A 20,009-nucleotide genomic window follows, 5' to 3' on the forward strand; every position below is an offset into this window, starting at 1 on the left:
GAACGGCATGGAGGGCTGACGATGAAAGCATACGGCATGGCGGGCCATGTGATCCGGCGGCTGCATCAGCTCTCGACGCACGTCTTTTCAAAGCGCATGGCGGACGTCGGATTCGACCTGACGCCGGTCCAGTTCGCCGCCATGGACGCGGTCATCGCCCGGCCCGGCATCGATCAGGCCGGCATCGCAGCCGCCATCGCCTACGACCGCGCAACCATCGGCGGCGTCATCGACCGCCTGGAGCAGAAAGGCTTCGTCGAGCGCCGCGTCTGCAAGCGCGACCGCCGCGCCCGCGAGGTGCGTCCGACGAAGAAGGGCCTTGCCGCGTTCGAGGAAATCCTGCCGGTCGTCGTCGCGTTGCAGGAGGATATCCTCACCGGCCTCGACGACACCGAGCGCGCGACCTTCCTCAGGCTTGCCGAAAAGGCCATCGGCACACCGCCCGAGGGGCAACCGGAAACCCCCGAAACATCGAAGCCGGCATAAATCCCGGTCTCCGCGCCGGCGTTCCCCAACAGTCCGATTGCAGTCGGACGCGGCTTGGGTTTTAGTCTCGGCAACGAAAATCCATTCGCTGCGAGGAAACACCCGTGTCCGCCAATTCCAATTTCTACGAAGTCGACCTCGACAAGAACGAGGCCAACCATCAGCCGCTGACGCCGCTGACCTTCCTCGCCCGCTCGGCGACCGTGTTCCCCGATCATGTCGCGATCATCCATGGCAATCAGACGACCACCTACCGCGACTTCTATGCCCGCGCCCGCAAGCTCGGCTCGGCACTTTCAAAGCGCGGCCTGAAGAAGGGCGACACCGTCTCGGTGATGCTCGCCAATACCCCGCCGATGCTCGAAGCCCATTACGGCGTGCCGATGTGCGGCGCGGTGCTGAACACGCTCAACACAAGGCTCGATGCGCAGATCATCGCCTTCTCGCTCGAACATGCCGAAACCAAGGTGCTGATCACCGACCGCGAATTCGCCGCCACGGTGAAGGACGCGCTGAAGCTGATGAAGGGCGAGAAGCCGCTCGTCATCGATTATGACGATCCCGAATTCCCGCAGACCGGCGAGAAACTCGGCTCCGTCGACTACGAGGCCCTGCTGGCCGAGGGCGACGCGGACTTCGCCTGGGCCATGCCGGAAGACGAGTGGAACGCCATTTCGCTCAACTACACCTCCGGCACCACCGGCAATCCGAAGGGCGTCGTCTACCACCACCGCGGCGCCTCGCTGCTCGCCGTCGGCAATGTGGTGACGGCCTCGATGGCCAAGCACCCGGTCTATCTGTGGACGTTGCCGATGTTCCACTGCAACGGCTGGTGCTTCCCGTGGTCGATCTCGGTCGTTGCCGGCACCCATGTCTGCCTGCGCTGGGTCCGCCCGAAGGCGATCTGGGACGCGCTCGCCGACCACCGCGTCACCCATCTTTGCGGCGCCCCGATCGTCATGGCGACGATCCTCAACGCGCCGGCCGACGACAAGCGTGAACTCGACCACACGGTCGAATTCTTCACCGCCGCCGCCCCGCCGCCGGAAGCCGTGCTCGCCGCAATGGGCGAGGCCGGCTTCAATGTCACCCACCTCTACGGCCTGACCGAGACTTACGGCCCCGCCGTCGTCAACGACTGGAAGAGCGACTGGGACGCGCTCGATCCCGCCGCCCGCGCCGCCAAGAAGGCCCGTCAGGGTGTCCGCTACGCAGCGCTTGAAGACCTCACCGTCATGAATTCGAAGACCATGGAGCGCGTGCCGGCCGACGGCGAGACCATCGGCGAGGTGATGTTCCGCGGCAATATCGTCATGAAGGGCTATCTGAAGAATCCGACGGCGACCGCCGAAGCTTTTGCCGGCGGCTGGTTCCACTCCGGCGACCTCGGCGTGCTGCACCCCGATGGCTACATCCAGCTCAAGGACCGCTCGAAGGACATCATCATCTCCGGCGGTGAGAACATTTCCTCGATCGAGGTCGAGGACACACTCTACAAGCACCCGGCGGTGCAGGCCGCCGCCGTCGTTGCCAAGCCCGACGACAAATGGGGCGAGACCCCGTGCGCCTTCGTCGAACTGAAGCCCGGCAACGAGACCGTGACGAAAGAGGACATCATCGCCCATTGCCGTGGGAACCTCGCCCACTTCAAGGCCCCGCGCCATGTCGTCTTCACCGAGCTGCCGAAGACGTCGACCGGCAAGATCCAGAAGTTCAAGCTGCGCGAAATGGCCAAGGAAATCTGACCTCGTTCTGCGCCGGTTTGCCAATGAGAAAGGCCTCGCTTTCGGGCGCGGCCTTTTTCTTTGCCGGCGTCGCCGACTCGAGGCCGCTGCGGCGCAAGAATGACAGGTTTTATCGCCCCAGAAACGGCAAAAGCCGCAGCATATCCACTGCGGCTTCCACCAAACCAGCGTTGTCGCGAACGACTGCTGTTATGTCTCGGCGTTATTCGCCTTTCAGCTTCAAAATCTCGTCCTTGAGTACAAGCTTTCGTCGCTTCAGCTCTGCCAAATGGAGGTCGTCATAACCCGGGTGGGAAAGCTCTTCTTCAATTTCTCTTTGCAGCGCCTGATGTTGTTCTTCAAGCTCGACGAGATTTGCTTCTTGAGACATGGGCGTGAATCTCCCTTCTACCTCGGCTTCAATGAAAGAAGTTTGACACAGCGAAGCGGCGCTGTCGAAGGCAAAAGTCAAATCCCCACGGCAAAGTGAAAATTTGTCGCTTTTTTTCGCGCCCCTCGTCGCTGCGCTGCGAAATATGCTAGGCTAAAGACCTTGCCGACCGGTCGGCATCGCGTGATCAAGCGATCACGAGAGATGCTCAAATGGTATCGCTCCAGTATGTCGTGTGGATGCCTGAATGAATGACAACCCCGAGAACGCTCTGCGGTACGAGCTGGCGCAATTGCGCGAGGAACACCGCGACCTCGATGATTCCATCCGCGCGCTGATCGAGACTGGCCGTGGCGAAAATCTGCAGATCCAGCGCCTGAAAAAGCGGAAGCTGTCGATCAAGGACCGCATCTCGGCGGTCGAGGACCAGCTTCTTCCCGATATCATCGCCTGAATCCGGCGCATTTTGGCCGAAACGCCGGCTTGCGGCTTGCCAGAACCGGCCACCTTCCGATAAACGAACGCCTTTCTTGGCGCTTCGGGGGAAACAATGACGAGCGAAAAAGCGGCACCGGTGGCAATCATCATGGGTAGCCAGTCCGACTGGCCGACCATGCGCAACGCGGCGGAAACCCTCGATGCGCTCGGCATCGCCTACGAAGCGCGCATCGTCTCCGCCCATCGCACCCCGCAACGCCTCTACGATTTCGCCACCACCGCGGCCGACCGCGGCGTCAAAGTCGTCATCGCCGGCGCCGGCGGAGCAGCACACCTGCCCGGGATGGCCGCCTCCATGACGCGGCTGCCGGTGTTCGGCGTGCCCATCGAGTCGAAGACCATGAAGGGCATCGACAGCCTTTACTCGATCGTCCAGATGCCGGCCGGCGTACCGGTCGGAACGCTGGCGATCGGCCGCTCCGGCGCCGTCAACGCGGCCCTTCTGGCGGCCAGCGTTCTGGCGCTCAGTGACGACGCGCTCGCCGAACGCCTCGACGCCTGGCGCGCGGCGCAGACCGCCTCGGTCGCGGACATTCCCGTCGACGAAGCCTGAGGAAAGACACATGGCCGCTGAAACCGCCCTCAAGCCCGGCGCCGTCATCGGCATACTCGGCGGCGGTCAGCTCGGCCGCATGATCGCGCTCGCAGCGGCACGCCTCGGGCTGAAGAGCCACATCTTCTGCCCGGACCCCCACTCGCCGGCCTTCGACGTCACCTCGCTCTCGACCTGTGCCGCCTATGAGGACGAGGCGGCCCTTGCCCGCTTCGCCGAGAGCGTCGAAATCGTGACCTACGAATTCGAAAACGTGCCGGAAGCGACCGCGGCTTTCCTTCAGGCTCGCGTTCCCGTCCGCCCCGGCCCGCGCTCGCTGGCAATCTGCCAGGACCGACTGGCCGAAAAGGACTTCCTGACCGGCATCGGCATCGAGACCGCCCCCTATCGCGCCGTCGACAGCCTCGAGGACCTTGTTGCCGCGCTCGACACGCTCGGCACCCCGTCCGTGCTGAAGACCCGCCGCTTCGGCTATGACGGCAAGGGGCAGGCGATGATCCGCGACAAAGCCGACGCGGCAAACGCCTGGGACACGATCGGCAAGGCACCGGCCATCCTCGAAGGCTTCGTCCCCTTCTCCGAGGAATGCTCGGTGCTGGTCGCACGCAGCACGGACGGCGAAATGGCGGTCTACGACATCGCGCTGAACCGACACGAGAACCACATCCTGAAATTTACCACTGTACCGGCGCCGATTGCCGAGGCGACGGCGGAAGCCGCACGCGAGATCGGACGCAAGGCCGCCGACGCCCTCTATCATGTCGGCATGCTGGCGGTCGAACTGTTCCTCGTCAGCGACAACAACGGCGAACGCCTGATCGCCAACGAAATGGCACCGCGGGTGCACAATTCCGGCCACTGGACCGAGGACGCCTGCCTCGTCTCGCAGTTCGAACAGCATGCCCGCGCGGTTGCCGGCTGGCCGCTCGGCAACACCGATCGCTTGGCCGACGTCGAGATGGAAAACCTCATCGGCGACGATGCCGACCGCTGGCCCGCACTGCTGGCCGAAGTCGACGCCCACATTCATCTCTATGGCAAGACGGAGACCCGCCCGGGCCGGAAAATGGGACACGTCAACCGGTTGCAGCGGCGCGGCAGCCCGGCCTGAGCCCCGAACAATAAATCGCACCGCAATCCCGAGGAAATTTAACGGGATCCGCGTTGTAGCTGTGGACACGGCCCGGTGATTCTGCTACACGCCCCACACATGTCGAGCGACGCGGAAGCGGCGCCGAGGATTTTGTCCCGCTTCGGGATAGCCTCACCTGATATCAACGTTACGCAAACACGGGATGGACGCGTGCAAGTACTCGTTCGCGACAACAACGTCGACCAGGCGCTCAAGGCGCTGAAGAAGAAGATGCAGCGTGAAGGCATCTTCCGGGAGATGAAGCTCCGCAATCATTACGAGAAGCCTTCCGAGAAGAAGGCCCGCGAGAAGGCAGAAGCCATTCGTCGCGCGCGTAAGATTGCCCGCAAGCGTGCCCAGCGCGAAGGCCTGCTGACCAAGCGCGCCAAGCGCTAATCGGCATTGCCTGCCCCGGATGGCTGCGTGTGAAAACCACCATCCGGCCCCTCGGAGGGGCGCACGGCTGCAAGCAGCGACAGAAAAGACGAAGCCCGTTCGGGTCCCGAACGGGCTTTTGGTGTGTTTTCGGCAGGCCGATCGAAGGGTGCTAACCGTTTGATTGCGGTGAACGCTCGACGAAGCCGGCGCGGATGCGCTGGTTGTCTGGGTTTGCTTACCTATGCTAAATCAGAGCGATACGCTTGGCTCGCAGCGGCACCTTTGAGCCGACCTTTCGCGATCATGCACGTTTACAGCACTGGGCGAAGCCGCACCGCGTGATGCGGGACGGGCTTCGGGGAAAGACCGTTATGCCGTATCTCGTTTTCCGTCATTCCCGCCGGCCTTCGTTCCGCAACCTGCTGTGTGGAGCAGCGCTTGCGAGCCTTCTTGCCGCCTGCCAGAGCACCGACAGCGGTATCGGACCGAGCTTCACCGCCGACCCCTATTCCGGCTCGCCGGAAAACATCGCCTCACTCTCCGAGGTCATCCAGAACAATCCGAGCGACCCGAACGGCTACAACATCCGCGGCACCGCCTATGGCCGCGCCGGCAAGTTCCAGGAAGCACTGCAGGACTTCAGCCAGGCTGTCCGGCTCGACCCGAACTTCCATCGCGCCTATGCCAACCGCGCCCTCGTGCTGCGCCGCATGGGCCGCAACAACGATGCGCTCGCCGACTACAATCGCGCCATCGCCATCGATCCGACCTACGCCGCCGCCTACACCGCGCGCGGCAATCTCTATCGCCAGAGCGGTCAGGTGGCGCTTGCGACAGCCGACTTCGATCAGGCGATCCGCCTCAACCCGTCCGACACCCGCGCCTATCACAATCGCGGTCTGATCTGGCAGGCGCAGGGCCAGCACCAGAAGGCCATCGAGGACTTCTCAACCGCGATCGCGCTCAATCCGAACGAGCCGGAACCCTATGCCGGCCGTGGCATGTCACGCCTTGCCCTCAACGACATCAAGGCCGCGCTCGAAGATTTCAACTGGGCCATCGACCACGACAAGTCGAACGCCAACGCCTGGGCCGGACGCGGTCTTGCGCTCGAGCAGAGCGGCGAAGGCGGCAAGGCGGCCGGCGCCTACAGCCGCGCCCTTCAGATCGACCCCTCGAACAGCCTTGCACGCGCCGGCATCGGACGCGTCGGCGGCGGCGGCCTGGTGCGCAACTGACGCCGGGCCCGTCCGGACAATTCTCACTCGGTACTGAGGTCCACCGTCTTACCGTCGGCGTCCCAGGCCTGAACCACCGAGCACTCTCTCAGATATTCGTTGTCGCATGCGGCCTTGACCGCAGCGCGTAGCTGTTTCGCGCCAGACCAGCCACACAGATAGTCGTGCCAGTGTAGCCCTTCCTTGTGCTGCATGAAGATGTCGGCCGCCCAGCCCGCCGGATAGCACCAACGTACCCGCAGGCAGTCGCCGGCCTCGACGCCCGGCTCGGCGGCGCATTTCTCGCGCGCGCAGGCAAAGCCCGCCTCCGGATTACCGGCCCGGCAGACACCGGCGGACATTTCCGGCGCGACGACTATCGCAATGCCCTCCTGCGCGAACGCCCCAGCCGGCATCGCCAGCGCCAGAATGCCGGCAAACAGAGCAACAACAGCAGATCTCATCATCGTTCCCTCCCCTCAACGAAAACGGCCCGGAACCGATACAGGTCCCGGGCCGCTTCAATCAGCGTATCACGAGGCCATTGCCCCGCCGATCACATCGCCTTGACGATCTGCTCGGTCATCTTCTTGGCATCGCCCAGCAGCATCATCGTGTTGTCACGATAGAACAGCGGGTTGTCGATGCCGGCATAACCGGACGCCAGCGAGCGCTTGTTGAACATCACCGTACCGGCCTTCCAGACCTGCAGAACCGGCATGCCGTAGATCGGCGAGGACGGATCGTCTTCCGCCGCCGGGTTGGTGACGTCGTTGGCGCCGATGACATAGGCAACGTCGGCCTGTGCGAATTCCGAGTTGATGTCCTCGAGTTCGAAGACCTCGTCATACGGCACGTTGGCTTCGGCGAGCAGCACGTTCATGTGGCCCGGCATACGGCCCGCCACCGGATGGATGGCGTATTTGACCTCGACGCCGGCCTTTTTCAGCTCGTCGGCCATTTCGCGCAGCGCGTGCTGCGCCTGGGCGACCGCCATGCCATAACCCGGCACGATGATGACCTTCGACGAGTTCTTCATCAGATAGGCCGCGTCCTCGGCCGAACCGCGCTTGACCACCCGATCGCCCATGTCGGCGCCCGGACCGGCGGACTCGCCGCCGAAACCGCCGAGGATCACCGAGATGAACGAGCGGTTCATGCCCTTACACATGATGTAGGACAGGATCGCGCCCGACGAGCCGACCAGCGCGCCGGTGATGATCAGAGCCGTGTTGCCGAGCGTGAAGCCGATACCGGCCGCCGCCCAACCCGAATAGGAGTTCAGCATCGACACCACGACCGGCATGTCGGCGCCGCCGATCGGGATAATGATGAGAACGCCGATCAGGAACGACAGGAGCGTGATCAGCCAGAACAGGAACTGGCTCTCGGTGTTCACGAAGGCGACGATCAGAAGCACGATGGCAATCGCCACCGAGGCGTTGATCACATGCCGCGCTGGCAACATGATCGGCGCGCCGCTCATGCGGCCGTCAAGCTTCAGGAAGGCGATGACCGAACCGGTAAAGGTAATCGCGCCGATGGCAACGCCAAGCGACATTTCGACCAGGCTCGCACCGTGAATGGCGCCCGGGGCACCAATACCGAAGGCTTCCGGCGCATTGAGCGCGGCAGCCGCCACCAGCACCGCGGCAAGACCGACGAGGCTGTGGAAGGCGGCAACGAGCTGCGGCATCGCCGTCATCGGGATACGCCGCGCGATCACCGCGCCGGCACCACCACCGATGGCGAGACCGCCAACGATCAGCGCCCAGGCTCCGATCGAGGGATGCGTGTTGAACAGGGTCGTGACGATCGCGATCGTCATACCTGCCATGCCAAGGTAGTTACCCTTGCGCGACGTCACCGGGCTCGACAGCCCGCGCAACGCCATGATGAAAAGAACGCCCGATACCAGGTAGAGGAGCGCCGTGATGCTTGCTGACATCGTTCAGACTCCTCAGCTTTTCTTCTTGTACATGGCCAGCATGCGCTGGGTGACGAGGAACCCGCCGAAGATATTCACACTGGCGAGGATCAGGCCCAGGAAGCCGAGGATACGCGCCCAGAGCGCGCCGTCACCGGCAACGAGGTCGACACCGACCGCGAGCAGCGCGCCGACCACGATCACCGACGAAATCGCGTTGGTGACCGACATCAGCGGCGTGTGCAGCGCCGGCGTCACCGACCACACGACGTAGTAGCCGACGAAGATCGCCAGCACGAAAATCGACAGGCGGAAGACGAACGGATCGATCGCCCCACCAGTTGCGGCATGTGCCGCCGCGCCGGCCACGTCGCCCATCTGGTCGACATAGCCCTGCGCGGCCATCGCCGCTTCGTTGGCCTGCATGGCGGCCTCGCGTGCCGCCTCCGCAGCCTCGCGGGCGCGCTCAAGCGCCTCTGTGGCAGAAAGATTGGCCATGATTACTCCCCTCCTTCCGCGAAGGCAGGATGAACGACGGCGCCGTCCTTGGTCAGGACGGTCGCCTTGACGAGATCGTCGTCCCAGTCGATCGCAAGGGCCTTGGCGTCCTTGTCGATCAGCGTTTCGACGAATGCGAAGAGGTTCTTGGCGTAGAGCAGCGACGCGGTGGCCGCGATCCGGCCAGCGACGTTGAGGTAGCCGACGATCTTGATGTCGCCCACTTCGGCGACTTCACCCGGCTTGGCGCCCTCGACGTTGCCGCCGCGCTCGACCGCGAGATCGACCAGCACGGAGCCCGGCTTCATGCTCTCCAGCATCTCCTTGGAGACGAGGCGCGGCGCCGGCCGGCCCGGGATCAACGCGGTGGTGATCACGATGTCCTGCTTGGAGATGTGATCGGCGACGAGCTCGGCCTGCTTCTTCTTGTACTCGTCCGACATTTCCTTGGCGTAGCCGCCAGCGGTCTCGGCCTGCTTGAACTCCTCGTCCTCGACGGCGACGAACTTCGCGCCGAGCGATTCGACCTGTTCCTTGGCAGCCGGACGCACGTCGGTCGCCGACACCGCCGCCCCGAGGCGGCGGGCCGTGGCGATCGCCTGCAGGCCGGCAACGCCGGCACCCATCACGAACACGCGGGCGGCGGGAACCGTGCCGGCGGCGGTCATCATCATCGGCAGCGCGCGGTCGAAGACCGAGGCTGCGTCGATGACGGCCTGATAGCCGGCAAGGTTGGCCTGACTGGACAGCACGTCCATGACCTGCGCGCGGGTGATGCGCGGCATGAACTCCATGGCAACCGCCGTGACACCCGCTTCCGCCATCGCTTTGACGGCATCCTCGTTGCCATAGGGATCCATGGTCGCGACGACCAGGGCACCCTTGTTGCAGGCAGCGAGTTCATCGGCGTTCGGCCGGCGAACCTTCAAGACGATGTCGGCGTCGGCAAGCGTTTCCTTGAGCGTTTTGGCAAGGGTCGCACCCGCTGCGGTGTACTCCGCATCGGGAATGCGCGAACCCGCGCCCGCGCCGGACTGGACGACGACGTCCCCTCCCAGCGCAATAAAACGTTTCACCGTGTCGGGCGTGGCCGCGACACGGGCTTCGATCGGATCGCTTTCCGTCGGGATGGCGATTTTCATGGCATATCCGTGTTAGGCGACGGTGAGAATGATGAGGACCACGCCGAGCGCGAAAACGAAGGCGGAGGGAATCCAGCCCTTGTGCCCGAAGGGAAGTCCGATTGCGGCAGCCACGATCGTGGCAATCAGAAGCAGGGACGCCAGCGTCCCGCCCATGCTTCCGCCGAACCCGACGAGAACGAGCGTAAGGACAATATTCAACAGCGCCACGACGGACAGTTTGATGAGCGCGATGAAGCGATCGTAAGTCCGTTCGTGTTCGGCATAATCCATTGGGTTATTTGCGGTGTCGATCATCAGCTGCATTCCTCCCCTTCTGCAGTTGGTGGACCGACGCCTTTATAACAGAGCACGGCGCTGCAGCAACGCGCAGATGGGCGATTTCGCGCCAACAGCGACCAATTTACGAGACGACGGGAAAAATCGTCGACAACCGCCCCGCGAGCGGGCGGGTTTTAACGTCGATTCAAGGAGCGCTACCGCGTGTTCAGCCTGAGCGACACCCGCTTGAGGCGTTGAGCAAAGCAAAAGTTCCGCGAGCGAAAAAACGAGCGATAGACCTAAATTATCTCGTCGTCGAGGCCGGCAGCCGTGAGCGCCGCCTTCTGCCGTTCGGCCACCGCGCCGATATCGAAGTCGGCGATCTGCTCGTTGAACATCCGGTAGAAGTTCAGCTCCGCATTGAGATGCAGGAAGACGCCGCCAAGGCCGATCGCGGCGCGGTCCATGAACACGAATTCCTGCGGCACGGTCACCGGGCCCTGCTCCTTCAGCGCCTGATGCACCCGGAACGCCTCCTTGCGGCCATACGCCGCCGGACTGATCCCGTCGGCGATGCTGCGCGTGCGGTCATCGAGCAGCGGACCGTAGATGAACCGCGCCCAGATGTTCAGGATATCGATCAACTCGTTGGTCAGGCCCGTGAAGCCCCAGCGCTCATAGGCCGAGACGATGCGCTCGCGATCGTCTTCCAGGAGCCCGCGGTAAAGATCGACGACGCCGGCGACGAAGCTCGGCGGGAAAACGCGGATGCAGCCATAATCGAGCAAATTGATGCCCGCCGGCGCGCCGTCCTCCTCGAACACCGTGTAATTGCCGAGATGCGGGTCGCCATGGATCACGCCGTAATGGCTGAACGGATACCACCAGGCGCGGAACATCGCCTGCGCGATGGCGTTGCGCTCTTCGAGCGAATGGTCCGCATAGTCGAGCAGCGGCTGGCCGGTCAGCCAGTTCATGGTGAGAAGCCGCCCGGTCGAGAGGTCATCCTCGATCACAGGCACGCGGATGCGCGGCTCGTCGGCGAACAGCGCGCCATAGAGCGCGGTGTGCTTGGCCTCGCGGCGATAGTCGAGTTCTTCGCGCACCCGCGCGCCGATCTCCTTGGCGATCTCGCTGGTGTCGATCGCCGGGCGCATGCGCCGGTGCAGTGAAAAGACGATGCCGAGCTGGTTGAGATCGGCTTCCACCGCCGAGGCCATCTCGGGGTATTGCAGCTTTACCGCCAGCGCCCGCCGGTCGAGCGACACCGCCTTGTGCACCTGGCCGAGCGAGGCGGCAGCCGCCGGATGATGCTCGAAGGAGGCGAATTTCGTCTGCCAGTCCGGCCCGAGTTCGGCCTGCATGCGCCGCTTGACGAAGGCCCAGCCCATCGGCGGCGCATTGGCCTGCAGCTTGGCGAACTCGACCGCATATTCCGGCGGCACGGCATCGGGGATGGTGGCGAGCAACTGCACCACCTTCATCAGCGGGCCCTTCAGCCCGCCGAGCACGGTGGCAAGTTCCGTAGCATTGCGGCCGTGGTCGGTGTCGCCGAACAGCCGCGCGCCGGCGATCTTCGCCGCCAGCCCACCGACATTGGTGCCGACCTTGGCATAACGCCGCACGCGGCCGGTCAGGCGGTTCTTTTCGCGATCCATGGATGCGCCGATCTCGTTTGCGAAACAGATATCCAGATCAGATATCGCAAAGCGATGACGATACAAGGATCGCCGGCGATAGCGTGAACGAACGGTTACGCCGCTCAGCGGAACGCCGGTCCGTGGATCCACACCGACAGCGAGGCGCGGCGGCCATACGTTACCGGCGCCACCCGGTGCGGTACGAAACTGGCAAAAAGCACCGCATCGCCCTGACGCCGCGGTGCGGCCACCGCGCGGCCGGACGCGTTCAGTTCCAGCGCCCCGCCCTCGTAAGCATCCGGATCGGAGAGCTGCACGACCATGGTCAGCTTGCGGCGCGCGGCGAGTTGGCCGTCGCCGATGTCGCTGTGCCAGTCGTAATGGCCCGTGACCTCGGCGGAATAATGCGCGACCTGCAGCCGTTCGCCGAATTCCGTCAGGTCGAAATGGAAGTGCCGCCGGTTGGCCGAGGCGACCGTATCGACGACACGGTCCATCACCCAGCGCCCGCTGCCGCGATCATCGAGCCAGGCGATATCGGCACGGCGAATGTTGTGGTGGACGACGCCACCGACGAGCCCGCCATCATCGGTCAGCTCTGGACGCCCAAGCGCTTCGATACGCGAGCATTCCTCAGCCGAGAAAACTCCGGGAACGGCCAGCACGAAAGGCCCGGAAACACCGGATTCCAGCGCGCCAATATCCATCGGCACCTCCCACCGGATCCGCCACGGCAAGGCATGTGCGCCCTTTGCGGAAAGCCGGCCACCAGATTGTACGAAAACAGCTCGGGCAGCAGGCGGCGTTTTTCACACGCCGCGCGCCCGTTTCGTTTTCTTTAGCCGGTTTTTCCGCCTCGGCAAGCGGATTCTCGTGGCGAACAGGCGCATCGGCACCGGCCGCCGCGCCCACCGGCTCAAAGGGCGACCGCGCTACGACGAGACAGCGGCGCGCCAGTTGCCTTCATCTTCGCCCGCTCCGCCTGCGAGTACCCGCCATAGCCCCAGGCCACCGCCGGGACCTGCACCACGCTGACATAGCTTACCGGCTCGATCGGACCGGTCTCTTCTTCCAGGAAACGGAACGCGGCAGCGATGAAATCCGCCATCTCTCCCGCCGTGTTGGTCCCCTCGGTGACCCGGATATCAAGGCTGAACGCGGTCAGCGCCGTCTCGCCGACTGGGCGCGCGGCAACGAAGAAATCCTGCGGCTCCACCGCGTTGATCACGACGGCGGTCGCCTCCGGCCGCTTGCCGAGCAGATCGGCGCCAAGGCCGGTGAGACCGGTCGCCAGCCGGCGGCGGTCGAGGGAAACTCCGGGAGCGAGCGCAATTGTGAGGTTCAGGATCGGCATGTCTTTCTCCAGCGATTTGGGGGCGCCGTCCCGAACCGGAAGTCCGGGCGGCCGATGGAGGGATCATGCGGCTTCCCTATTCATGAATAAATGTTATGATGAATATATCAGAGATTACTATTCGAAATGATCATGCAGTCGCTCGACATCGACCTCCTGCGCGCCTTCGCCGCCATCGCCGACCTCGGCAGCTTTACCGCCGCCGCCGATGCGCTGGACGCGACCCAGTCCGGCATCAGCATTCGTATCCGCAAGCTGGAAGAGCGGCTCGGACGCCCGGTGCTCGCCCGCTCGCCGCGCCGCATCGAACTGACCGCCTTAGGCCAGACGATGCTGCCGCAGGTGCGCGACCTGCTGGCGCTGCACGACGGCATGATCGCCGCAACCCGCGAACAACCCGCGCCGCGCCGTATCTCCGTTGGCCTGAGTGAACATGCGACCGGCATCCACCTGCCGCAGGTGCTCGCCATGCTGTCGCAAGCAGGCGACGCGGCCGGCACAAGCGGCATAGCGGCCTCGCTCACGCTTGGTCTCACCGCCGATCTGCGCCGGCTCTACGACGACGGGGCGCTCGACATCGCGGTGCTGCGATCGAACCAGCCACGGCCGGAAGAAGAGGTGCTGTTCCGCGATCCGATGGTCTGGGCGGCGAGCGCCAGCGCGCCCCTGCCCGCCGGCGGGCCCGTTCCGCTGATCGCCCTGCCCAAGCCCTGCCAGATCCGCCAGGCGGCGATCGCCGCATTGGATGGCGCGGGAATGCCCTGGGTCGAGGCATTTTCCGGCAACGGCCTGCAGGTGGTTCACAATGCGGTGGCGTGCGGCCTCGGCATTGCGGCAATCGGCCGGCGCAACGTCACACCGGGCCTGCGCATCCTCGGCCCCGAGGACGGCTTCCCACCACTGCCGGAAAGCGCCGTGGTGCTGCTCTGCCGCTCGCCGGACAAGGACGTGCGTGCGCTCGCCCGCCGCGTCGCGCAAACGCTCAAGAAAGCCGAAGGCGGCCGCGCGTTCCCTTGATGCGGCCTCAGCCAGCCTTGTCGATTGCTTCCAGCTCGTCGATCAGTCCTTCGATCACCGACAGCCCCTTGGCCCAGAAGCCGGGGTCGGAGGCGTCGAGCCCGAACGGCGCAAGCAGCTCGCTGTGATGCTTGGTGCCGCCGGCCTTCAGCATGTCGAAATACTTGTCCTGGAAGCCTTCCTCGGCGCCCTCGTAGACGGCGTAGAGCGAGTTCACCAGGCAGTCGCCGAAGGCATAAGCGTAGACATAGAACGGCACATGGACGAAGTGCGGGATGAAGCACCAGAAGGTCTCGTAGCCCTCGCCGAGCCGGATCGCCGGGCCGAGGCTCTCACCCTGCACCTCCATCCAGATCTCGCAGATCCGTTCCGAGGTCAGTTCGCCCTCGCGGCGCTCCAGATGGAACTTGCGCTCGAAGCTGTAGAACGCGATCTGTCGGATCGCGGTGTTGATCATGTCCTCGACCTTGGAGGCGAGCATCGCCTTTCGCGCGGCAACCGATTTGGTCTCGGCGAGCAGCGCGCGGAAGGTCAGCATCTCGCCGAACACGCTCGCGGTCTCTGCCAGCGTCAGCGGCGTCGAGGCCATCAGCGGCCCCTGCGCGCCGGCCAGCACCTGATGCACGCCATGGCCGAGTTCATGCGCCAGCGTCATGACGTCCCGCGTGCGGCCCAGATAGTTGAGCAGCAGGTAGGGATGCGCGCTCGGCACGGTCGGATGGGCAAACGCACCCGGCGCCTTGCCGGTGCGCACCGGCGCGTCGATCCAGGCGGCATCGAAGAACTTGCGGCCGATATCGGCCATCTGCGGCGAGAAGCGCGAATAGGCGTCGAGCACCACGTCACGCGCCTCGTCCCAGCGATACATCCGGTTGTCGCCGCCGGGCAGCGGTGCATTACGATCCCAGTGTTCCAGCACCGGCTTGCCGAGCCACTTCGACTTCATCGCGTAGTAGCGGTGCGACAGCCGCGGGAAGGCGTCGCGCACCGCACTCACCAGCGCGTCGACCACTTCCGGCTCGACCCGGTTGGCCAGATGCCGCCCGCCGGCAACATCGGTGAAGCCGCGCCAGCGATTGGAGATTTCCAGATCCTTGGCGATGGTGTTGAGCACCAGCGTGTTGATGCGCATGTTCTCGCGATAGGTGGTCGCGAGTGCATCCGCCGCCGACTTGCGCTTTTCCTCGCTGGCGTCCTGCATCAGGTTGCGCGTTGCCTCAAGGCCGAGCTTTTCGCCGTCGACATCGAAGGTCAGCCCCGCCGCCGTCTCATCGAACAGCCGGTTCCAGGCGCCCGTGCTGGTCACGCTCTTTTCGTGGAACAGCTGCTCGACGCGATCCTCGAGCTGATAGGGCTTTTCGGCGCGCAGATCGTCGAGCCAGGGCCGGTAATGAGCGAGGCCCTCATCGGCCATCGCCGCCTGCAGCGTCGCTTCCTCGATACGGTTCAGTTCCAGCTCGAAGAACAAGAGATGCGCGCTCGCCGTCGTCACCTTCTCCTGCACGTCGCCATAGAACTTCGCGCGCTGCGGATCGGTGGTGTTGCCGGCATAGAGCAGCCCGGCAAACGACATCAGCCGGCCCATGCGTTCCTGCAGTGCCTCGTAGTCGCGGATCATAGCGGCAAGCTTCGCGCCGCCATCGGCCTCTTCGAGCGCACCGGCAAGCGTACCCTTGTGCGCTTCCTCGAACGCCTGCGCGCCGTCAAGCATCGCCGCGAGATCCGCCTTGACCGCGTCGCTGTCCGGCGCCGGGTAGAGGTCGGCCAGATCCCATTCGGGAAGTGCGCCGAGATCGGTCGCCACAGCCGACTGCGCTCCGGCTGCCATCCGCGTCTCGTTGATCCAGCGGTTCATCACACTCATCGCATCATTCCCTGTGGCCCAAGCGCGTTACGCGCCGGCATCGTCAGTCTTCGCCCTTGTTCCTAGTGATATCGACCTCTGTGCCCGGCGATCAATGCCCTGCCGCGCCAAACCGTTCGCCGGGCAGCGGTTTGTTAACCGGAAACGAAGAGAATGGCCGAAAATGGGACGGTTCGCCCGGGCTGAAGACCTGACGGCGACACGAGGGGTTCGCCGCTTATGGCCAAACGCATACTCATCGTCGACGACGATCCGATCCAGCGCCGGTTGCTTGAGGAAGCCGTCAGCAAGGCCGGGTTCTCGCCGCTGAGCGTCGACGGAGGCGAACCCGCGCTCGATGTCTTGATGGGCCCCGACGCCGCCGACATCGCCGTCGTCGTGCTCGACCTTGTCATGCCCGACCTCGACGGCATGGGTGTGCTGACGCGCATGCGCGAAGCCGAGATCCGCATTCCGGTCATCGTCCAGACCTCGCAGGGCGGCATCGACACGGTGATTTCGGCGATGCGCGCCGGCGCCTATGACTTCGCCGTCAAGCCGGTGTCGCCGGAACGTCTCGAAGTCTCGATCCGCAACGCCATGAAGGTGAATTCGCTCGAGGGCGAGATCACCCGCATCCGCCGCTTTGCAAGCGGCACGCTGACCTTTGCCGATATCGTCACCTCGAGCCCGGTGATGGACCGGGTGATCCGGCTCGGCGAGCGCGCGGCGGCATCCGCAATCCCGATCCTGATCGAAGGCGAATCCGGCGTCGGCAAGGAACTCGTCGCCCGCGCCATCCAGGGCAGCGGCGAACGCCGCGCCAAACCCTTCGTCACCGTCAATTGCGGCGCCATCCCCGACAATCTGGTCGAGTCGATCCTGTTCGGCCATGAAAAGGGTGCCTTCACCGGCGCCGTCGACAAACATGTCGGCAAGTTCCAGGAGGCCCATGGCGGCACCCTGTTCCTCGACGAGGTCGGCGAACTGCCGGCCGACATCCAGGTCAAGTTGCTGCGCGCCCTGCAGGAGGGCGAGATCGATCCGGTCGGCGCCCGCAAGCCGGTTCGCACCGATTTCCGGCTGATCTCCGCGACCAACCGCCGGCTCATCGATCTGGTCAAGGAAGGCAGCTTCCGCGAGGACCTCTATTATCGTCTCAACGTCTTTCCAGTCTGGATTCCGCCGCTGCGCGACCGCCGCGAGGACATCCCCGAGCTGGCGCGCCACTTCATCACCCGCTTTGCCGCCGAAGAGGGCAAGCGCCAGATCACGGCGATCTCGCCGTCCGCCGTCGCCATGCTGCAGGCCTATGACTGGCCGGGCAATATCCGCCAGCTCGAAAACGCGATCTTCCGCGCCGTCGTGCTGTGCGATGGCGCAACATTGACCGTCGACGAGTTCCCGCAGATCGCCCAGCAGGTCGGCACGCCGCCGGAAATCGATACCGGCGCCGGCGACGCTGCCGCCGCGCCCGCCACGACACCCGCGCGCGACACCGCGCCCGCCATCGCCGCCTACAATGGCGACGCGCCTTTCGGGTTCCTGCGCGCACTCGACGACGATGGCCATGTCCGCCCGCTCGATCTGGTCGAGGCCGACATGATCCGCCTCGCGCTCGACCACTATCGCGGCCGCATGGCGGAAGTCGCCCGCCGGCTCGGCATCGGCCGCTCGACCCTGTATCGCAAGGTCAGCGACTATGGTCTTGATTCGGAAGCCGCCGAATAAGTGACTGGCGTCACATCATGGCCACGGATTTTCAGTCACATAATTGTTCATGGCGCGTTCAGCGCCAGTATTGGAAAACGGTAGCGACAATCGGCGCCGGGCGCTGAAGATGGCAGATGGGAGATCGCAGATGAAACGGCATGGACATCTCGGCCTGTTGGCAATGACCGTCGCAACGGTTGCGCTGGCGAGCCCGGCTGCCGCAGTGCCCGATCTCGGCGCGATGCCGCATCTCGCCCGCACGCTCGCCTACCATATCCCGCTCGCCGATCCGATCGCCGAGGAAATCCGGCTCGACATCACCCAGGAAGAACTGAGCCGCAAGACGGCAGATGACACCGCCTTCCGCGCCCTCGCCAAGTTCTACGAGGAACGCAACTGGGCACCGGCCTGGACCGACAAGAACGGCTTCACCGCCGGCGGCATGACGCTCATCGAAGCGATCGCCAACGCCGATGAAGACGGCCTCGACCCGTCGGCCTACATCCTGCCGCAGACACGCTTCACCGCCGCCCACAAGGCCGAGCCGCGCATACTGGCCGTGGCCGAGCTGACGCTCGTCCGCGCCGCGCTCGCCTATGCCCACGATGCCCAGGGCGGCCGCTTCAAGCCGAAGTCCATTTCCGGCTACATCAATGCCGAGCCGACCTTCCCCGAGCCGCTCTCGGTGCTCGAGGCGCTTGCCCGCGCGCCGCGCCCGGCCAATGTGCTCGTCGCCTACAATCCGCCGCATATGGGCTCCCGAAAGCTGAAGGAAAAGCTTGCCGAACTGCGCGCCACCGAGGCCGTCGCTGAAAAACCGATCCGCGTGCCCGCAGGCGCCGCGATGCGACTTGGCATTTCCGACAAGCGCGTCCCGCTGCTGCGCAAGCGCCTGTCCGTTCCCACGCCAACGACCCGTGTTGCCGCCGCCGAAACCGTGCAGACCGACGCCGCCCCGGCCAACCCGGATCCGCTGGTGTTCGATGAAGCGCTCGACACAGCGGTGCGCGAATTCCAGAAGACCGCCGGCCTCAGCCCTGACGGCATCGTCGGTCCGAACACGCTACGCCACCTCAATGGTCCGGCCGACGCGAATCCGGTCGCCGACATCGTCGCCAATATGGAGCGCTGGCGCTGGCTGCCGCGCAAGCTCGGCCGCTTCCATGTCCACGTCAATATCCCCGAGTATCTTGTCCGAGTGAACAAGAACGGCCGCACCGTCCACCAGACCCGCGTCGTCGTCGGCAAGCCGACCAACCAGACGCCGATCTTCTCCGACGAGATGGAACACATCGTCGTCAATCCGTACTGGAACGTGCCGGTCTCGATCGCCCGCAAGGAAATGCTGCCGGGCATCCAGGCCAATCCGGGCTCCTATTTCGCCCGCCGCGGCTACGAAGTGGTCTACAACGGCCGCGTGATCGATCCGACCGCCGTAGCCTGGACGCCGGAAAACGTCCGTAAGGTGCGCATCCGCCAGCGCCCCGGCGCGCGCAATGCGCTTGGCCGCATCAAGTTCATGTTCCCCAACCGGCATTCGGTCTATCTGCACGACACGCCCTCGAAGAGCCTGTTCCAGCGCGACGCGCGCGCCTTCAGCCATGGCTGCGTGCGCGTCAACAACCCGCTCGACTTCGCCGACGCGATTCTCGCCGACAATGCCGACTGGAACTCGACGCGGATCAAGAAGCTGTTCGGCCGTTCGGAACGCCGCATCGACCTGCCGCGCCACATTCCCGTTCACATCACCTATTTCACCACTCTGGTCGACCAGAACGGGGAACTGCGCACGTTGCGCGACATCTATGGCCACAACGCCAGGGTCAAGGCGAAGCTCGGCCTTTAGGCTCGGCGTCCGTTCGGCCTGACCGCACGGTTGACAAAACGCACCACGACACCAGATCAGAATCCCGATGACCCGGCGCCCAAAGCGCCGGGCCATTGGCATTTTGACGGGCTTTTCGTGAAACCGCACTTGGTGTAAAAGACGGGCAGATTGAACCAGCGTTGCTGCCTTGCAGCATCCCGTGCGGTTGATCCCGGGATGTTGAGGTGAGTACTTACGCGCCCGCGACAGCGGCGTCTTAACCCAATAGGAAAACAGCACTTGCCCCGGAAGCGCCAAGATTTCATCTTACACCGCGCCTCGGTAAACGCTCGTTAACCTAATTGGGTGTAAACGGTTGATGTTGGGGTGCGTCCGCGCGCAAGGCGTGGAAAAACTTGCGGGACGTA

At 64.4% G+C, this 20,009-nt stretch carries 20 protein-coding genes; 10 read left to right on the plus strand and 10 right to left on the minus strand.

Annotation, left to right across the window (positions count from 1 at the left end; all coding sequences use genetic code 11):
* Nucleotides 1-21: 21 nt before the first annotated feature.
* Complete coding sequence (locus C0606_17500) at nt 22-486, plus strand: MarR family transcriptional regulator (protein ID PLX36017.1); 465 nt, start codon at nt 22-24, stop codon at nt 484-486.
* Nucleotides 487-590: 104 nt separating this feature from the next.
* Nucleotides 591-2,231 carry an acyl-CoA synthetase gene (locus tag C0606_17505; protein ID PLX35887.1) on the plus strand — a complete coding sequence of 547 codons (1,641 nt, stop codon included), beginning with the start codon at nt 591-593 and terminating at the stop codon, nt 2,229-2,231.
* Nucleotides 2,232-2,433: 202 nt separating this feature from the next.
* Here C0606_17505 and C0606_17510 read toward each other — a convergent pair whose 3' ends face one another.
* The gene (locus tag C0606_17510) at nt 2,434-2,601 is read right to left on the minus strand and encodes a DUF465 domain-containing protein (protein ID PLX36018.1); all 168 of its coding nucleotides are present in this window, start codon (nt 2,599-2,601) and stop codon (nt 2,434-2,436) included.
* A 247-nt stretch (nt 2,602-2,848) separates the two neighbouring features.
* Between C0606_17510 and C0606_17515 the strand changes: the two genes are divergently transcribed.
* The 5 genes from C0606_17515 (at nt 2,849) to C0606_17535 (ending at nt 6,400) form a co-directional block, all read left to right on the plus strand.
* Complete coding sequence (locus C0606_17515; GenBank protein ID PLX35888.1) at nt 2,849-3,055, plus strand: hypothetical protein; 207 nt, start codon at nt 2,849-2,851, stop codon at nt 3,053-3,055.
* A gap of 96 nt (nt 3,056-3,151) precedes the next feature.
* A complete protein-coding gene (purE, locus tag C0606_17520; protein PLX35889.1) occupies nt 3,152-3,652 on the plus strand; it encodes a 5-(carboxyamino)imidazole ribonucleotide mutase in 501 nt (166 codons plus the stop codon).
* A 10-nt stretch (nt 3,653-3,662) separates the two neighbouring features.
* Nucleotides 3,663-4,763, plus strand: a complete 1,101-nt coding sequence (locus C0606_17525) for a 5-(carboxyamino)imidazole ribonucleotide synthase (protein PLX35890.1) — start codon at nt 3,663-3,665, stop codon at nt 4,761-4,763.
* A gap of 192 nt (nt 4,764-4,955) precedes the next feature.
* Nucleotides 4,956-5,180: a 30S ribosomal protein S21 gene (gene rpsU, locus C0606_17530; protein PLX35891.1), complete on the plus strand. Its 225-nt coding sequence runs from the start codon at nt 4,956-4,958 to the stop codon at nt 5,178-5,180.
* Nucleotides 5,181-5,533: 353 nt separating this feature from the next.
* On the plus strand, nt 5,534-6,400 hold the full coding sequence (locus C0606_17535) for a GlcNAc transferase (GenBank protein ID PLX35892.1): 867 nt from the start codon (nt 5,534-5,536) through the stop codon (nt 6,398-6,400).
* Between the two features lie 23 nt (nt 6,401-6,423).
* On the opposite strand, the gene C0606_17540 is transcribed toward C0606_17535, so the two are convergent.
* From C0606_17540 to C0606_17575, 8 genes are all read right to left on the minus strand, one after another.
* Nucleotides 6,424-6,846 (minus strand): hypothetical protein, encoded by a 423-nt coding sequence (locus C0606_17540; GenBank protein PLX35893.1) that lies wholly within the window; start codon nt 6,844-6,846, stop codon nt 6,424-6,426.
* An 89-nt stretch (nt 6,847-6,935) separates the two neighbouring features.
* Entirely contained in the window at nt 6,936-8,327 is a 1,392-nt protein-coding gene (locus C0606_17545; protein PLX35894.1) for an NAD synthetase, read from the minus strand.
* Nucleotides 8,328-8,339: 12 nt separating this feature from the next.
* Nucleotides 8,340-8,804: an NAD synthetase gene (locus C0606_17550; protein ID PLX35895.1), complete on the minus strand. Its 465-nt coding sequence runs from the start codon at nt 8,802-8,804 to the stop codon at nt 8,340-8,342.
* Nucleotides 8,805-8,806: 2 nt separating this feature from the next.
* Entirely contained in the window at nt 8,807-9,946 is a 1,140-nt protein-coding gene (locus C0606_17555) for an NAD(P)(+) transhydrogenase (Re/Si-specific) subunit alpha (protein ID PLX35896.1), read from the minus strand.
* A gap of 12 nt (nt 9,947-9,958) precedes the next feature.
* The gene (locus tag C0606_17560; GenBank protein PLX36019.1) at nt 9,959-10,219 is read right to left on the minus strand and encodes an aa3-type cytochrome c oxidase subunit IV; all 261 of its coding nucleotides are present in this window, start codon (nt 10,217-10,219) and stop codon (nt 9,959-9,961) included.
* A 287-nt stretch (nt 10,220-10,506) separates the two neighbouring features.
* A complete protein-coding gene (locus C0606_17565) occupies nt 10,507-11,865 on the minus strand; it encodes an ABC transporter ATP-binding protein (protein ID PLX35897.1) in 1,359 nt (452 codons plus the stop codon).
* 104 nt (nt 11,866-11,969) lie between these two features.
* Nucleotides 11,970-12,554, minus strand: coding sequence for an oxidoreductase (locus C0606_17570; protein ID PLX35898.1), 585 nt, complete (start codon nt 12,552-12,554; stop codon nt 11,970-11,972).
* Nucleotides 12,555-12,763: 209 nt separating this feature from the next.
* On the minus strand, nt 12,764-13,201 hold the full coding sequence (locus C0606_17575) for a 4-oxalocrotonate tautomerase (GenBank protein PLX35899.1): 438 nt from the start codon (nt 13,199-13,201) through the stop codon (nt 12,764-12,766).
* A 126-nt stretch (nt 13,202-13,327) separates the two neighbouring features.
* Here C0606_17575 and C0606_17580 point away from each other — a divergent pair, with 126 nt between their 5' ends.
* Nucleotides 13,328-14,218 carry a LysR family transcriptional regulator gene (locus tag C0606_17580; GenBank protein ID PLX35900.1) on the plus strand — a complete coding sequence of 297 codons (891 nt, stop codon included), beginning with the start codon at nt 13,328-13,330 and terminating at the stop codon, nt 14,216-14,218.
* A gap of 7 nt (nt 14,219-14,225) precedes the next feature.
* On the opposite strand, the gene C0606_17585 is transcribed toward C0606_17580, so the two are convergent.
* On the minus strand, nt 14,226-16,073 hold the full coding sequence (locus C0606_17585; protein ID PLX36020.1) for an oligoendopeptidase F: 1,848 nt from the start codon (nt 16,071-16,073) through the stop codon (nt 14,226-14,228).
* A gap of 228 nt (nt 16,074-16,301) precedes the next feature.
* Between C0606_17585 and C0606_17590 the strand changes: the two genes are divergently transcribed.
* Both C0606_17590 and C0606_17595 read left to right on the plus strand, forming a co-directional pair.
* The gene (locus C0606_17590; GenBank protein PLX35901.1) at nt 16,302-17,792 is read left to right on the plus strand and encodes a sigma-54-dependent Fis family transcriptional regulator; all 1,491 of its coding nucleotides are present in this window, start codon (nt 16,302-16,304) and stop codon (nt 17,790-17,792) included.
* A 49-nt stretch (nt 17,793-17,841) separates the two neighbouring features.
* Complete coding sequence (locus C0606_17595; protein PLX35902.1) at nt 17,842-19,620, plus strand: peptidoglycan-binding protein; 1,779 nt, start codon at nt 17,842-17,844, stop codon at nt 19,618-19,620.
* The last annotated feature ends 389 nt before the right edge of the window (nt 19,621-20,009 follow it).

This window comes from Hyphomicrobiales bacterium, from assembly GCA_002869065.1.
GTDB lineage: Bacteria > Pseudomonadota > Alphaproteobacteria > Rhizobiales > Rhodobiaceae > Rhodobium.